The following is a 14781-nucleotide window of genomic DNA, read 5'->3' as shown; positions in this document are numbered from 1 at the left end:
CGGCCAGTCTACCCGCCCGCCCGCGGGGTCCCTAGGCGAAAACGCGCTCCCGGATGGCCTCTACCCGCTCACGCAGGTCCTCGAGGCTGCCGTTGTTGTCGATGACGATATCGGCCGCCGCGCGGCGCTTATCGTCGCGGATTTGGGCCTTGATGCGGGCACGGGCATCGTCAGCCGTCAGGCCGCGGCCGACCAGCCGGTTAACCCGCTCCTCCGGCTCCACGTCCACGACGAGTACCAGGTCCATGTCCTTGTCCAGGCCCTTGTCGACTAACAGCGGCATGTCGTAGACGACGACCTCGTCGCCGCGCTCGCGGGCCTTGCGGAAGGCCTTGCGGGTCTGCTCCCCGATGCGCGGGTGGGTGATCCGGTTGAGCTTATCGGTTGCCTCCCGGCTGGCGAAAGCCCGCTCGGCGAGCTTGCCCCGGTCCAGGCTCCCATCCGGGTTGAGGATATCGCTGCCGAAGGCGTAGGCGGCGTCCTGGAGGGCCGGGCGGCCCGGCTCCATGATGTCGCGGGCGATCTGGTCGGCGTCCACCACCGTAGCGCCGGCTTCCTCCAGCATCTTCGCCACGGTCGACTTACCGCTGCCGATGCCTCCTGTCAGCCCCACCAGCCGCATTAAGCGTCCTCCTTCTTATCGTCTTGCTTGTCTCGCGGCACCACCTCGATGACCGGAGTGGTGGTATCGACTGTACCCAGCGTCGGGTTGACGTGCGCGAATTTCTTCGTGTTGGTCACCACCACCGGCGTAATCAGGTTGTAGCCGCGGGAGCTGATGAACTCCGGGTCGAAGCTGATGAGCTTGTCGCCGGCGGCCACCCGCTGCTTCTTGTCCACGTGGACGGTAAAGCCCTCCCCGCCCAGCTCGACGGTGTCCAGGCCGACGTGGACGAGCAGCTGCACGCCGCTATCCAAGCTCAGCCCCACCGCGTGGCCGGACTTCTGGACGGTGAGCACCTTGCCGTCCGCTGGGGCGTAGACCGTGGTGCCGGTCGGCAGGATGGCCACGCCCTCGCCCAGCTTCGCGCCGGCGAAGATCGGATCGGGGACCTCGCTGAGATCCACGGCCTCGCCGGCCAGGGGCGCATCGATAGCCACGGCGCCCTCCTGGGCCGGGGCGGCGACGGCGACGGCGGCCGGGGCGGCTGCCGCGTTGGACGTAGCCGGCTGCGGGGCGGGAGTCTCCTTGCCCTCGGCGGCGCGGCGCTGGGCGATGCGCTCCAAATCCGCAGCCTTTTCCTCCGGGGTGCGGTAGCCGAAGAAGACCGTCAACAGGAACGAGGTCATGAACGCGACCAAAAGGCCCAGCGCGTAGCCGGCGGCCGGCTCCATCGCGAAGACGGTCAGGGCCGAGGTGAAGACGAAGGCGTTGGCCTTGACGTTGAACAGGCCCATCACCGCGCCGCCGATAGCACAGCCCGGCAGCAGTCGGTAGTAGCTGCGACGGAAGCGCAGCAGGATGCCGTAGAGCGACGGCTCCGAGACGCCGCCGAGCAGGCCGGCGGCCAGACCGCCGATGGAGACCTGGCGCATCTGGTCGTTGTGCTCGCGGAAGGAGATAACCATGACGCCGGCGACGACGCCGAAGCAGGCGAAGTTCCAGGCGCCCATGGGGCCTTGGATGAAGTCGTAGCCATAGGTCGCGATGTTCTGGACCATGATGATGTTCAGCGGCCAGTGCAGGCCCAGCGGTACCAGGAACGGGTACAGCAGCGGCACGACAATAGCCAGGATGAACGGCGAGAACTCGTTGATGCTGTGCAGCAGCCAGGAGATCCCGTTACCCACACCGACGCCGAAGGGACCGAGCAGGAACGCCGTGGCCGGGATCATGATGAGCAGGGAGAAGAACGGCACGAAGACCATGTGCACCGCCGACGGGATGATCTTCTTCAGGCCCTTTTCCAGCCAGTACAGGCCGATGGCCGCCAGGATCGGCGGGAAGACCTGCGAGCCGTAGGAGTTGATGACCAGCGGCAGGCCGAAGACGTCGACGACGTCGCCCTGCTCGCCCATCGCGAGGAACTCCGGGGTCAGCAGGGCCGCCGGGATGGCCGCGGAGACCCACATATTCGCGCCGAGCTTATTCGCCGCGGTGGCCGCGACCATAATCGGCAGGAAGTAGAAGACGCTGCGCCACATGGCGTGGCCCAGCTGGTAGGCCGGCGGCTGCTCCTCCATCGGCGCGCGGAAGTCCTGCCAGCCGATGGTATCGGCCAGGATGAGCAGCATGATGATGAGCGACGCGCCCAAAAGCGCCCACAGGATTGGGCGGAAGGTATCCGAGAGGAACTCGAAGCAGTAGTCGACCCAGGAGTACTTCCCGCGCACGCCGTCGTATTGCTTCTTTTGGCCGCTGGCCTTGTCCCCGGCCGAGGCCGAGACGCCCGGCTGCTTGATAATCGCGTTGTAGTACTCCGCTACCCCGCCGCCCATGACGACCTGGAAACCGTGGTCGCCCTGTGGGACGGTGCCGAGCACCGCCTGGTCTTCGTCCAGCTTGGCGTTGTCGACCAGCGAGGTGTCTGCCAGCTGGAAGCGCAGACGCGTCGCACAGTGGGTCAAGGACGTAATGTTGTCGGCGCCACCGAGGTTGTCCACGATGTGCCGCGCCGTGTCTTGTGTAGACGCCACGACGAAAGCCCCTTCCTAATGAACCGGACCACCGCCGCGGCAGTGGTTATTACCAGGCCAGTATAAAGGGGTGCACAGTCCGAAACCTAATAGTTCCGCCGTCCTATGACATATCCCACTTTTCGGGGCGCCTTGCCGGCTTCGCGCAGCGTGGCAAGGATAGAACAGTTGGGCTTAAGGGGATCGAAAAAGCCCCCGGCCCGCGGGTGCGGACTGGGGGCTCTAGCGGCTAACTAGCGCGGTTTACTTACCGGCCAGCTTGTCGCGCAGCTTAGCGAGCTGCTCGTCGGAAGCCAGGGAGCCAGCCTCTTCTTCCGGAGCCTCAGATGCCGGAGCTGCATCTGCGGACTCGGAGGAGTAGTTGGAGGACTCGCCGGCCTCGGCTGCCTCGGCGGCAGCGGCACGGTGACGCTCGATCTGAGCGGAGTGCAGCTGGAAGCGGCGCTCGGACTCGGCGTAGCGGGCCTCCCAGGCCTGACGCTGCTCGTCGAAGCCTTCCTTCCACTCGTTGGTCTCCGGGTCGAAGCCCTCGGGGAAGACGTAGTTGCCCTGCTCGTCGTAGGAGTCGGCCATGCCGTACTTGGACGGATCGAACTCGTCGGTATAGTCCTCGTCAGCCTGCTTGACCGACAGGGAGATGCGGCGACGCTCGAGGTCGATGTCGATGACCTTGACCATAACCTCTTCGCCGACGGTGACAACCTGGTCCGGGACATCCACGTGGCGCTGAGCCAGCTCGGAGATGTGAACCAGGCCCTCGATGCCCTCCTCGACGCGGACGAAGGCGCCGAACGGAACCAGCTTGGTGACCTTGCCCGGGACGATCTGGCCCACAGCGTGGGTGCGGGCGAAGACGCGCCACGGATCTTCCTGGGTTGCCTTCAGGGACAGGGACACGCGCTCGCGGTCCAGGTCGACGTCGAGCACCTCGACGGTGACCTCGTCGCCCACGGTGACAACCTCGGACGGGTGGTCGATGTGCTTCCAGGACAGCTCAGAGACGTGAACCAGGCCGTCGACACCGCCGAGATCGACGAAGGCGCCGAAGTTGACGATGGAGGACACAACGCCCTTGCGGACCTGGCCCTTCTGCAGCTGGTGCAGGAACTCGGAGCGGACCGCGGACTGGGTCTGCTCGAGGTATGCACGGCGGGACAGGACAACGTTGTTGCGCTGCTTGTCCAGCTCGATGATCTGGGCTTCCAGCTCCTGGCCGATGTACGGCTCCAGGTCGCGAACGCGGCGCATCTCGACCAGGGAAGCCGGCAGGAAGCCGCGCAGCCCGATGTCGAGGATGAGGCCGCCCTTGACGACCTCGATGACGGTACCGGTGACAGGCTCTTCCTTGGCCTGCAGCTCCTCGATGGCGCCCCAAGCACGCTCGTACTGAGCGCGCTTCTTGGACAGGATCAGGCGGCCTTCCTTGTCCTCTTTGGTGAGGACCAGAGCGTCGATCTCGTCGCCGACCTCGACGACCTCATCCGGGTCGACGTCGTGCTTGATGGACAGCTCGCGGGAAGGGATAACGCCCTCGGTCTTGTACCCGATGTCGAGCAGCACCTCGTCGTGGTCAACCTTGACGACGGTACCGGCAACGATGTCACCATCGTTGAAGTACTTGATGGTCGCGTCAACGGCTGCGAGGAAGTCCTCAGCGGTTCCGATGTCGTTGATCGCAACCTGAGGGGTGTTAGAAGATGGCATGCGTAAAAATGCTCCGAAATAACGTAGGAAATCGAATTTGGACAATCGCACGTCTCTTGCGCCACCGCATTAATGCTGCTGAGAGTATTGATGAAGGGAGGGACGCAATCCCGCCCCAAGCGCCATTCGACTTTCCTACCAGAGCCGAACGACCGCTTGAGAGCATAGACGCACCTGCTACACACTACATCCGTGCAGCTACTTGCGCAAATACCGGCGGTTTTCTTCTAAGGTGGAAGGCTATGTGGACGGAAAGAATTGCCGTATTGCTCCGCCGGGCCGTCGCCTGGTGGGTTGACGCCTTCGCGGTCGCCGCGGTTCTAGTGCTGCTCCGGGGCCTTATCAACCTCATGTTTTCGGAGCCGCTGACCGGGCAGGCCGCCGAGGTCTACAACGTCGTGGGCCTGGCCCTCGGCTTCTTCGCCTACCGCGTGGTGGTCGAGGGACGCTACCGCACCAGCCTCGGCAAATGGTCGTTGGGCCTGCAGGTCTACGAGGGCGCACGCGGATATACCGGCGCCGCGATCCGCAACAGCTGGGTGCTGCTGACCATGCTGGCCGCCGTCGGGCCGGCCATCCTCGACGAGATCGTCATCGGCCTGGTCGCGCTCAGCGTCCTGCTGCTGGGCCGCCACCCGGGCGACTTCGCCGCCCACGCCCGTGTGGACCGGCGCCTCGATCCCTTCGACCCCATGGAAGAGGTCTAGGGAAAGGCCAGGCTCCGCGCTAGTGCGCCGCGGCGTCCCAGTTGGCGCCGGCGCCGGCGGAGACCTCCAGCGGCACGCGCAGCTCAATGGCGGAATCCATCTCCTTTTCCAGGATGGCGCGGACCTCGTCCAGCTCGCCGGGGGCGATTTCGACGACCAATTCGTCGTGGACCTGCAGCAGGACGCGGGACTTCTTTTCCTTGAGCGCGGCATCGACGCGGATCATCGCGACCTTGATGATGTCGGCCGCCGTGCCCTGGATGGGGGCGTTGAGGGCGGCGCGCTCGGCGTTTTCGCGGGCCAGCCGGTTGTCGCTGGCCAGCTCAGGCAGGTAGCGCCGGCGCCCAAAGATGGTCGAGGTGTAGCCGTCCTTGCGGGCGGTGTCGACGACCTCGTCCAGGTAAGTCTTGACCCCGCCGAAGCGCTCGAAGTAGCTTTCCATAATCTCCTTGGCCTCCTTCGGGCTAATGCCCAGCTGCTGGGACAGCCCGAAGGCGGATAGGCCGTAGACCAGGCCGTAAGACATGGCCTTGACGCGGCGGCGCAGCTCGGAGGTGACCTGGTTGACGGGGACGTCGAAAACCTTGGAGCCGACGTAGTTGTGCAGGTCCTCGCCCGCCTGGTAGGCCTCGATGAGCCCCGGGTCCTGGGACAGGTGGGCCATCACGCGCATCTCAATCTGGGAGTAGTCCGCGGTCAGCAGGGTCTCGAAGCCCTCGCCCACCACGAAGCCGGAGCGAATCTTACGCCCCGCCGGCGTGCGCACCGGGATGTTCTGGAGGTTGGGATCCGCCGAGGACAACCGGCCCGTCGACGCCACCGTCTGGTTGAAGGTGGTGTGGATGCGCCCGTCCGGCTGGACCGTCTTGATGAGACCTTCCAGCGTGGACTTGAGCTTCTGGTACTCGCGGTGGGCCAGCAGGTGATCCAGGAAGGGGTGCGGGTGGTTAACCGCCAGGGCCTCAATCTCCTTGGCCGCGGTCGAATAGCCGGTCTTGGTCTTCTTCGTCTTCGGCAGGTCGAAGGTATCGAAGAGCACCGCCTGCAGCTGCTTCGGCGAGTTCAGGTTCAGCGAGGGGTCGCCGGCCAGCTCGCGGGCGGCGTCCTCCTGCTCCTTGACCTGGGCGACGAAGGATTCCAGCTGGGAATCCAGCGTGTCGATATCGACGGCGATGCCGGTGGCCTCCATCCGCGCCAGGATGGAAATCAGCGGCAGCTCCAGGTCCGTGTACAGCTGGAAGGAATCGATATCGTGCAGCTGCCGGGTCAGCTCCGCGGCCAGCTCCATAATCGCCGCGGCCGAATCCACCAGGGAGGTCTCGTCCAGCAGGCTCAGCTGGCCGCTGGTCGCCCCGAGGGTCTTGTGCAGGTGGCGCTGGTAGACGTCCGGCAGCTCGTAGGTGCGCTGGCCCGGGCGCAGCAGGTAGGCCGCCACCGCGGTGTCGTGGGCGATGCCCGCCAGCTCGATGCCGCGGCCCAACAGCATGTGGTAGGCCGCCTTGGCCTCGTGCAGGTACTTGGCGCAGTCGGCATCGGCCAGCCATTCGGCCAGCGCCTTGTCGTCGTCGGCGTCGAGTTCGGCCAGCTCGACCTGCAGGCCGTGGTAGTCGGTGTCGACGAAGGCCATGGCGGCGGCATCGCCCTGCCCGGGACGCCCGTCACCCTGCACGAAGACGGCCACGTGCTCGCGGCCGGGCAGCCAGTCCGCCAGCTTCTCGCTCACGATGCTCACTTCCGGCACCTGCACGTCCTCGTCCTGCGCGGTGGCCTCACCGCCGTCATTCGGGATGGCCTTGAGCACCCGGTCGCGCAGGTTGGTGCCGAATTCGAGGTTGTCGAAGTGATCGGCGACCTCGCTGACCACCGCGCCCTTAAAGTCCAGATCGGCCGAGCTGACCTCCAGGTCCATGTCCGTAATCATCTGGGTCAGCTCGCGGTTGAGCTGGACCTGTTCGACGCGGTCCCTAAAGTTCTGGCCGGCCACGCCCTTAATATCGTCGGCGTGGGCGACCAGCTCGTCAAGGCTGCCGTACTGGGTGATCCACTTGGTCGCCGTCTTCTCCCCGACCTTCGGGATGCCGGGCAAGTTATCGGAGGGATCGCCGCGCAGCGCCGCGAAGTCCGGGTACTGCCGCGGGGTCAGGCCGTATTTTTCTTCCACCGCCTCCGGGGTGAACCGGTGCAGGTTGCTCACCCCGCGCATGGGATAGAGCACCGTCGTCGACTCGTTAACCAGCTGCAGGTAGTCGCGGTCGCCAGTAACAATATAGGTATCAAAATCCTCCGCGGCCGTGGCCTCGGTGGCCAGGGTGGCCAGGATGTCGTCGGCCTCGAAGTTCTCCCGCGACAGCGTCGTAATGCCCAAGGTGTTAAGCACCTCGCGGATGATGTCCACTTGACCCTTGAATTCCTCAGGCGCGGCCTCGCGTTGGGCCTTATACTCCGGGAACTTCTCCGTCCGGAAGGTCTTGCGCCCCACGTCGAAGGCCACGGCCATCTTGTCGGGGCGTTCCTCGCTCACGATGCTCGACAGCATCGACAAGAACCCATAGACCGCGTTGGTGTGCTGGCCGCCCGAGGTGGAGAAATTCTCCGCCGGCAACGCATAGAAAGCGCGGAAGGCCATAGAGTGTCCGTCGATGAGCAAAAGGCGTTGTTTGGAATCAGTCACGGCTCCCCAGTCTAGGCAATAGCCGCACTACTGCGTAGGCCGGAGGGCGATTTCTCTTCGCCGCTTTCCATGCGCTAGTATTTCCCCAGTGCGGAACAACCCGCGCGCCCCTGTAGCCCAATTGGCAGAGGCAACGGATTCAAAACCCGTCCAGTGTGAGTTCGAGTCTCACCAGGGGCACCACTTTAAATCCCCGTTATCACCCCAGTGGGAGCGGGGTTTCGCGCGTTCCGGCGCGGTAATTTCTTAAATGCGAGCGAATATTATACATTTGAGGGGTAACTATTCATTCGCAAGTTTTCCCAAAGGACCACACGACTATGGTTGTGCCTGCAACAGGCAAAGTCACCGCCGCGCGCCGCGCCCGCCGGGCCACGGTTGCCGCAGTGACGATAGCCACGCTGGGCTTGAGCGGCTGCGTGACCAACGTGGAAAAATCCACGCCCGACGGGTGGCAACCCATCCGCGCGGACAAGGTCGACGAGATCGCCGCAATGTACGACGACGATGACGGCGTGCTCAGCATCGGCGTCAACCCGCCTTTCGCCCCCTTCCAGCTCAAGGACGCCGACGGCCAGATCGTCGGCTTGGAGATGGACCTCGCCCAGGCCGTCGCTGACGTGCTCGGGCTCGACTTCCGCATTGAGGAGCAGGACTTCGCGATGATCCTGCCGGCCGTGCAGTCCGGCCAGATCGATATGGGCGTTTCCGGCTTCACCGATACCCCGGACCGCCGCGAGAACTTCGACTTCGTCGACACCCTTTACGCCGGTATCCAGTGGACCAAGCGCACGGATTCTTCCAAAGAGATCGACCCGGACAACCCCTGCGGCTTGACCGTGGCCGTCCAGCGCACCACCGTCTCCGACACCGACGACGTCCGCCCCAAGGCGGAGGCCTGCGACGGCGACATGCAGGTCCTGGCGTACGACACCGCCGACAACGCCGCACTGGCCGTGCTCATGGGGCGGGCCGATGCCCTCTCGGCCGACTCCCCCGCCGCCGGCTGGGCGGTCAACCGCTCCGACGGCCGCCTGGAGCTCGTCGGAGGCATCTCGCAGGCTGCCCCTTACGGGATGGCCGTTCCCAAGGGCTCAGAACTGGGCCCGGCTGCCGCGGCCGCGCTGCAGCACCTCATCGACAACGGGCAATATGCCGAAATCCTCGCGCAATGGGGCGTCGAAGACGGGCTCGTCGACGAGGCTCTCATCAATGAAAGGCCAGTGAAATGACACAGGACACCCCCTCCACTCCCCCGGAAATCCACGCCAAGCCGCTGCGCCACCCGTGGCGCTGGGCTTTCGCCGTCGTACTGCTCGTGCTGGCCGCCTGGTTCGTCATCGCCGCCGCCAACAACGAGGCCTACGGCTGGTCGACCTACTTCAGCTACCTGCTGGATACGCGGATTGCCATCGCCTCGCTGCACACCATCGCGATTACCATCCTGGCGATGATCATCGGCGTCGTCGGCGGCGCCATCCTGGCCATCCTGCGCATGTCCCCCAACCCGGTGCTGCGCGCGGTCTCCTGGGTCTTCCTCTGGATCTTCCGCGGTACCCCGATCTACGTGCAGTTGGTCTTCTGGGGTCTGCTCAGCGCCATCTACCAGTCCATCAACCTGGGCTTTGCGGAAATCTCCCTCGAGGAGCTTTTGTCCAACGCCTTCTTCCTGGCCGTCATCGGCCTGGGGCTCAACGAGGCCGCCTACATGGCCGAAATCGTGCGCTCCGGCATCAACTCCGTGGGCGAGGGCCAGCGGGAGGCATCGAAGGCGCTGGGGCTTAGCTGGTGGCAGACCATGTACCGCACGGTCATGCCGCAGGCGATGCGCATCATCATCCCGCCGACCGGCAACGAGTTCATCTCCCTGCTGAAGACCTCCTCCCTGGTCGTGGCCATCCCGTACACCCACGAGATTTTCGGCCGCGCGACGGACATCTCCGCCGCCCTCTTCGAGCCGATCCCGCTGATGATGGTCGCCGCCACCTGGTACCTAGTCATCACCTCGCTGCTGATGGTCGGCCAGCACTACCTCGAGCGCTACTTCGACCGCGGCGCCACCCGCGAGCTGACCGCCCGCCAGCTGGCCGCGCTCGCCGATGCCGAAGGTGTTATCCCCAACAATGTCAACGTCGTCCAGGAGGCCCCGCGCAATGAACGCTAAAGATACCCGCCAACCCATGGTGCAGGCGCAGCAGATCCACAAGAAGTTCGGCTCCCTGCAGGTTCTGCGCGGCATCGACCTGGAGGTCCAGCACGGCGAGGTCGTCTGCCTGCTGGGGCCGTCGGGCTCCGGTAAGTCGACCTTCCTGCGCTGCATCAACCACCTGGAAACTATCGATGCCGGCCGCCTCTACGTCGACGGTGATCTCATCGGCTACAAGGAGCGCAACGGCGTCCTCTACGAGATCTCCGAGAAGGAAGCCGCCGCCCAGCGCGCCGACATCGGCATGGTCTTCCAGAACTTCAACCTGTTCAGCCACCGGACGGTCCTCGAAAACGTCGTCGAGGCCCCCATCCACGTCAAGAAGGTCGATCCGGAGGCCGCCAAGCAGCGCGCTATGGAGCTGCTCGACCAGGTCGGGTTGGCATCGAAAGCCAACGCCTACCCGGTCCAGCTTTCCGGCGGCCAGCAGCAGCGCGTGGCCATTGCCCGCGCGGTGGCCATGGACCCGAAGCTGATGCTCTTCGACGAGCCCACCTCCGCGCTTGACCCCGAGCTCGTCGGCGAGGTCCTGCGCGTGATGAAGGAGCTGGCCGCCGACGGCATGACGATGCTCGTGGTCACCCACGAAATCGGCTTCGCCCGCGAAGTCGCCGACAAGATCGTCTTCATGGCCGACGGCCGCGTCGTCGAGGCCGGCCCGCCTGCCCAAGTCATCGACAACCCGCAGCAGCCGCGTACGCAGGAGTTCCTGTCTTCCCTGCTCTAAGCGCCGGGGTGGCGCGACCACCGCGGGCTGAATTGCCACTAGTCTGGAAAGAATGAATCATCTTGCCAACGCAATCCGCGGTGGGCTCATCGGCTCCGCCGAGCTGGTCCCCGGCATCTCCGGGGGCACAGTCGCCCTCATCGTGGGTATCTACGAGCGAGCCCTGCACAACGCCGACAAGATCCTCAAAGCCCGCTTCAAGGAAGTCGAGTGGGGCTTCATCATCGCCGTGGCCATCGGTATGCTCGCCGCGGTCTTCGGCCTCTCGTCTGTCATGTCCAGCTTCGTCGAGGGCCACGTCTCCCTGTCGAAGGCCCTGTTTCTGGGCATGGTCGCCGTCTCCATCATCGTGCCGGTGTCCATGATGGACAAGGCCGACCGCTTCAAGGCCCCCTCCCTCATCGCTTTCGCGGTGGCAGCCGTACTCATCTTCTTCATCACCGGCTTTACCTCCGCCCCGCATGAGGACCCGTCGCTGGTGGTTGTTTTCTTCGCCGCCGCCATCGCCGTGTGCGCGCTGGTCCTGCCGGGCGTGTCCGGCTCTCTCATCCTGCTCACGATGGGCCTCTACCAGCCCATCATCGGCGCCGTCAGCGATCGCGAGATGGGCACCATCGCCGTTTTCGCTCTTGGCGCCCTGTGCGGCCTGGCCGCCTTCGTCAAGGTTCTCAACTACCTGCTGGACAATCACCACTCCGTGACCCTGGCCGCGATGGCCGGCTTCATGCTGGGCTCCCTGCGCGCCCTCTGGCCCTGGGGCGAGAGCCAGGACGCCGGGACGCCGGCCATCCTCGGCATGTTCGTCCTCGGCGCGGCGATCGTCTCTGTGTTCATCTACCTCGACCGCCGCAAGGCCAAGTCCTACCAGTAGCTTCGCGCTCCCGATGCCCCTTCCAGTTGCAGGCTGGCAGGGGCTCATTTAGTGTGTGGGGCATGACATCGGGGGATTGTTTTTCTAGGTTCGTGGCTGCCGTAACCCAGCCCGGAATCGACATTGTGGAGGGCGCTTGGCACGCCGATTGGGATGCCGAGCGCGCGGCCGCCGGCTCCGGCCGCGACGAGCTGGAGCGCCTCTTCGACCTGGCCGGCGTGTTTTTCGGCCCGGTCAAGCACGCCGGCCGCCAGCGCCGAGTGCGCGCGAATGCCGCCCGCCACGGGCACTGCCTACCCGTACTCGACGTACTACGTGGGGTGCTGCGGCGGGTCAAAAACAAAAACGATGCCTGGCGCATCATGGAAGAACTCTCCGCCCAGCCGGTTGACGCCAAGCAAATGGCGGCGACCGCCCGGCGCAAAATCCAGGAGGCCCGCCCCGCCCCGGCGCCGCAGCCAGGGGTGATCTTCCGGCGTTCGGCTGAGGGCTTGTGGTCGATGCGCCTTATCGCCGACGCCGGCCTCGTCGCCGATATCAAAGCCCAAGTACGCACCGTCGAGGATGCCCGCGCGGTCTTCACCGGCGGCGGTGACGGCGACGGTACCGGTGATGGTGCCGGTGTGCGCGCGTCGGTGACGACCAACGTGGTCCTCAACCTTCAGGATTTCGGCCACCTCGTCGGCGGCCAGGACGCCGCGGATATCACGGTGCAGCTGACCAACGGCGCAGTGATCAGTGGCGCCGAGCTGGTGACCCGGGCGTTTGAGCAGGTCGGCTACGTCGGGGTCTTCGACCCGGTGGCCGGACCGGTTAACTGTTACCGGGATGCGCGTTTGGCCTCCTGGAAGCAGCGGCGCTTGGCGTTGATGGAGCACCCGGTGTGTGCCTGGCCGGGGTGTTTGGCCGGTGCCGATGAGTGCCAGGTCCATCACCTGCAGTCCTGGGACTCAGGTGGCCCGACGAATGCGGCGAACCTGGCCACGTTGTGTCCGCACCATAATGGTGCCAACGAGGACGGGCCGGGCCCGGCGCAGACTCGGGGCCGGATGGCTAGGGTTGGTGGCCGGGTGGTGTGGATACCACCCGAACGCGTGCCGGCTTAAAACGCCGGCGGCCCCCTGCGGCAAGCGCAGCAAGAACACGCGAAGAGGCGTCCACGGAACAGACCGTGAACGCCCATTCAGCGTGCCTACTCGGCGTATCTAGCTTGCGCGCCTGGGTGCCGTGCCTTAAAGGCTGGTGAGGCCGCGGATTACGGCGCTGGCGGCGCCGACCGAGGCGATAAAGAGTGAGAACTTGTGCGCCGCCCCGCGGGGTACTCGGCGCGCCAGCGCGGTGCCGGTGCTAATGCCCAGCAACATCGCGAGCAGGCCCACCGGCCACAGCCAGCCGCTCACCCCGTCGAAGCCACCGGCGCCCACCAGCAGCTTGGCCGTGACGGAGATAAACCCGCCCACCATAAAGATGGGCTGCAACGTGGCGGTATACATCTGCTGCGGCCAGCGTGCAGCCTGGGCGTAGACGGTGATGACCGGACCCGCGATGCCGGCCAGCGTGTTGGTAAACCCGCCCAGGATGCCGGCGGAGACAGCCGGACCGGTGCCTTGCATCTGCGGCACGAAGCGCTTGCCGAAGGTCACCACGCCCAGCGCAACCAGCAGTGCGCCGCCGACGATCACCAGCAGCGGCGCCGTATCCGTGCGCGCGACCAGCAGCCCGGCCGGGATGGATCCGAGCACCATCACCGCCCCAATCTGCGCGAAGACCTTCCAGTCCACGTCGTGGCGCACGGATATCGTCGTCAGCGCGGCGTTGATACAGGCCAGCACGTTGATGACCAGAATGCCTTCGACCGGCCCCATCAGCAGCATGAGGACGGGCCCGCCGATAAGACCCAGCCCCATGCCGGAGACCCGCTGCATGCAGGAGCCGAAAAGGACGACAGCGAAAACGGCCAGCAGCATCATGCGCGGTACTTGTCCATCACGGCGCAGGCGACGGCCTCGGGGAACATGCCCTGCACGTCCCCGCCGAACTTAGCGACCTGCTTGCACAGGGAAGACGAAATATAGCCGTACTTCTCATCGGTGAGCAAGAACATGGTGTCGATGCCGGTCAGCCGCCGGTTCATCTGCGCCATCGGCAGCTCGTATTCGTAGTCCAGCGAGGAACGCAGGCCCTTGACCAGGCAATCGATGCCGTGCTCGCTGGTGTAGTCAACCAGCAAGCCGCCCCAGCTGTCGACCTTGATGTCGGCGGGCACGCTCTGGCGGATGAGCTCCATGCGCTCGTCGATGCTAAACAACCCCGAGGGCTTGTCCGGGTTGCCGGTCACGAGCACGGTGACCTCGTCGAACAGCTGGTTAGCCCGGGTAAAGATATCGAGGTGTCCCAAGGTCATCGGGTCAAAAGAGCCCGGGCACACGGCCTTCGTCATGGCAGTAGGGGTCCTTCCTGTAGCGGTTCTATCCGGCGCGGTGGTACAGCGCCATGTCCATCCGCGCAATACCAAAGGTACGCTTCTTCAGCTTCTGGCCGGTCGGCTCAAAGCCGGCGGGCCACTCGGTCTGCGGGGAGTCGACGTGGCGCTCGATGACGACGATGGCATCGTCGGCTAGCACCGGCTCGATGGCGGCAACGAGCTCGTCGACGGCATCGAAGGCGTAGGGCGGGTCGGCCAGGACCATGTCGAAGAATCCGCGCGGGGCGCCCGCCAGGTAGGCCGAGGCCTTCTGCTGCCGGATGGTCACCCGCGGGTGCCCGACGACGCCGACGTTGTGTTCCATGGCGCGGCAGGCGACGGCGGCATCGTCGACGAGGACGACCTCCTCGGCGCCGCGGCTGGCGGCCTCTAGTCCTAGGGCGCCGGAGCCGGCGAACAGGTCCAGCACGCGGGAGCCGGCAAAACCCCAGCGGGCATTGAGGGAGGAAAACAGGCCCTCCCGGGCGCGGTCGGCGGTCGGGCGGGTACCCGTGTCCGGCACCACGATGGTGCGTCCCCGGGCTTGTCCAGCAATAATCCGCGTCATGGGCGCTCTCCAATCTCGGCCAGGCGGTCGCCACCGGCCACGGTCGAAAAATCCGGGACCAGCACCCGGCTCACGATGCCCGGCGCCGGGCTCACCACCGGAATCTCCAGCTTGGTAGCCTCCACAGTAGCGACGGGGGCACCGGCGTCCACCGTGTCCCCTTCCGCCACGTGGTAGCGGACGATGCCCGCGAAGGGCGCGCAAATTTCCATGCCCCATACCCTAG

Annotated in this window: 14 protein-coding genes and 1 tRNA gene; 7 read left to right on the top strand and 8 right to left on the bottom strand. The window is 65.4% G+C overall.

Translation table 11 applies throughout. The features are described from left to right. Positions 1-31: 31 nt before the first annotated feature. The 3 genes from coaE to rpsA form a co-directional block, all read right to left on the bottom strand. A complete protein-coding gene (coaE, locus tag VVS03_RS04700; RefSeq protein ID WP_368521095.1) occupies positions 32-622 on the bottom strand; it encodes a dephospho-CoA kinase in 591 nt (196 codons plus the stop codon). Then, on the bottom strand, positions 622-2637 hold the full coding sequence (locus VVS03_RS04695) for a glucose PTS transporter subunit IIA (RefSeq protein WP_368519758.1): 2016 nt from the start codon (positions 2635-2637) through the stop codon (positions 622-624). The genes coaE and VVS03_RS04695 overlap by 1 nt, the downstream gene beginning before the upstream one ends. Before the next feature lie 243 nt (positions 2638-2880). Further along, positions 2881-4341 carry a 30S ribosomal protein S1 gene (gene rpsA, locus VVS03_RS04690; protein WP_368534070.1) on the bottom strand — a complete coding sequence of 487 codons (1461 nt, stop codon included), beginning with the start codon at positions 4339-4341 and terminating at the stop codon, positions 2881-2883. A gap of 242 nt (positions 4342-4583) precedes the next feature. Here rpsA and VVS03_RS04685 point away from each other — a divergent pair, with 242 nt between their 5' ends. Beyond that, positions 4584-5048: an RDD family protein gene (locus VVS03_RS04685; protein WP_368534626.1), complete on the top strand. Its 465-nt coding sequence runs from the start codon at positions 4584-4586 to the stop codon at positions 5046-5048. Positions 5049-5067: 19 nt separating this feature from the next. On the opposite strand, the gene polA is transcribed toward VVS03_RS04685, so the two are convergent. Beyond that, entirely contained in the window at positions 5068-7674 is a 2607-nt protein-coding gene (gene polA / locus VVS03_RS04680; RefSeq protein ID WP_409338391.1) for a DNA polymerase I, read from the bottom strand. 151 nt (positions 7675-7825) lie between these two features. Between polA and VVS03_RS04675 the strand changes: the two genes are divergently transcribed. From VVS03_RS04675 to VVS03_RS04650, 6 genes are all read left to right on the top strand, one after another. Further along, a tRNA-Leu gene (locus tag VVS03_RS04675) sits at positions 7826-7902 on the top strand. 137 nt (positions 7903-8039) lie between these two features. Continuing rightward, positions 8040-8951 (top strand): ABC transporter substrate-binding protein, encoded by a 912-nt coding sequence (locus VVS03_RS04670; RefSeq protein ID WP_368534073.1) that lies wholly within the window; start codon positions 8040-8042, stop codon positions 8949-8951. Further along, a complete protein-coding gene (locus VVS03_RS04665; protein WP_368534074.1) occupies positions 8948-9883 on the top strand; it encodes an amino acid ABC transporter permease in 936 nt (311 codons plus the stop codon). The genes VVS03_RS04670 and VVS03_RS04665 overlap by 4 nt, the downstream gene beginning before the upstream one ends. Continuing rightward, positions 9873-10652, top strand: a complete 780-nt coding sequence (locus VVS03_RS04660) for an amino acid ABC transporter ATP-binding protein (RefSeq protein WP_368534075.1) — start codon at positions 9873-9875, stop codon at positions 10650-10652. The genes VVS03_RS04665 and VVS03_RS04660 overlap by 11 nt, the downstream gene beginning before the upstream one ends. Positions 10653-10704: 52 nt before the next feature. Continuing rightward, entirely contained in the window at positions 10705-11523 is an 819-nt protein-coding gene (locus VVS03_RS04655) for a DUF368 domain-containing protein (RefSeq protein WP_368534076.1), read from the top strand. A gap of 92 nt (positions 11524-11615) precedes the next feature. Beyond that, positions 11616-12629: an HNH endonuclease signature motif containing protein gene (locus tag VVS03_RS04650; protein ID WP_368534625.1), complete on the top strand. Its 1014-nt coding sequence runs from the start codon at positions 11616-11618 to the stop codon at positions 12627-12629. Positions 12630-12755: 126 nt separating this feature from the next. Here VVS03_RS04650 and VVS03_RS04645 read toward each other — a convergent pair whose 3' ends face one another. Genes VVS03_RS04645 through VVS03_RS04630 form a run of 4 tightly spaced genes read right to left on the bottom strand, consistent with a single transcriptional unit; the run spans position 12756 to position 14767 of the window. Further along, a complete protein-coding gene (locus VVS03_RS04645; RefSeq protein WP_368521089.1) occupies positions 12756-13493 on the bottom strand; it encodes a TSUP family transporter in 738 nt (245 codons plus the stop codon). After that, positions 13490-13963, bottom strand: a complete 474-nt coding sequence (gene coaD / locus VVS03_RS04640; RefSeq protein WP_368519749.1) for a pantetheine-phosphate adenylyltransferase — start codon at positions 13961-13963, stop codon at positions 13490-13492. Before coaD ends, VVS03_RS04645 begins: the two co-directional genes overlap by 4 nt. Positions 13964-13991: 28 nt before the next feature. After that, a complete protein-coding gene (gene rsmD / locus VVS03_RS04635; protein ID WP_368519748.1) occupies positions 13992-14555 on the bottom strand; it encodes a 16S rRNA (guanine(966)-N(2))-methyltransferase RsmD in 564 nt (187 codons plus the stop codon). Next, positions 14552-14767 (bottom strand): acetyl-CoA carboxylase biotin carboxyl carrier protein subunit, encoded by a 216-nt coding sequence (locus VVS03_RS04630; RefSeq protein WP_296205180.1) that lies wholly within the window; start codon positions 14765-14767, stop codon positions 14552-14554. The genes rsmD and VVS03_RS04630 overlap by 4 nt, the downstream gene beginning before the upstream one ends. Positions 14768-14781 lie beyond the last annotated feature (14 nt).

This window comes from Corynebacterium sp. LK2537 (assembly GCF_040946485.1).
In the GTDB taxonomy this organism is placed as follows: domain Bacteria; phylum Actinomycetota; class Actinomycetes; order Mycobacteriales; family Mycobacteriaceae; genus Corynebacterium.
The sequence above is the reverse complement of the archived record's forward strand: the minus strand, read 5'-3'. Positions and strand labels throughout refer to the sequence as shown.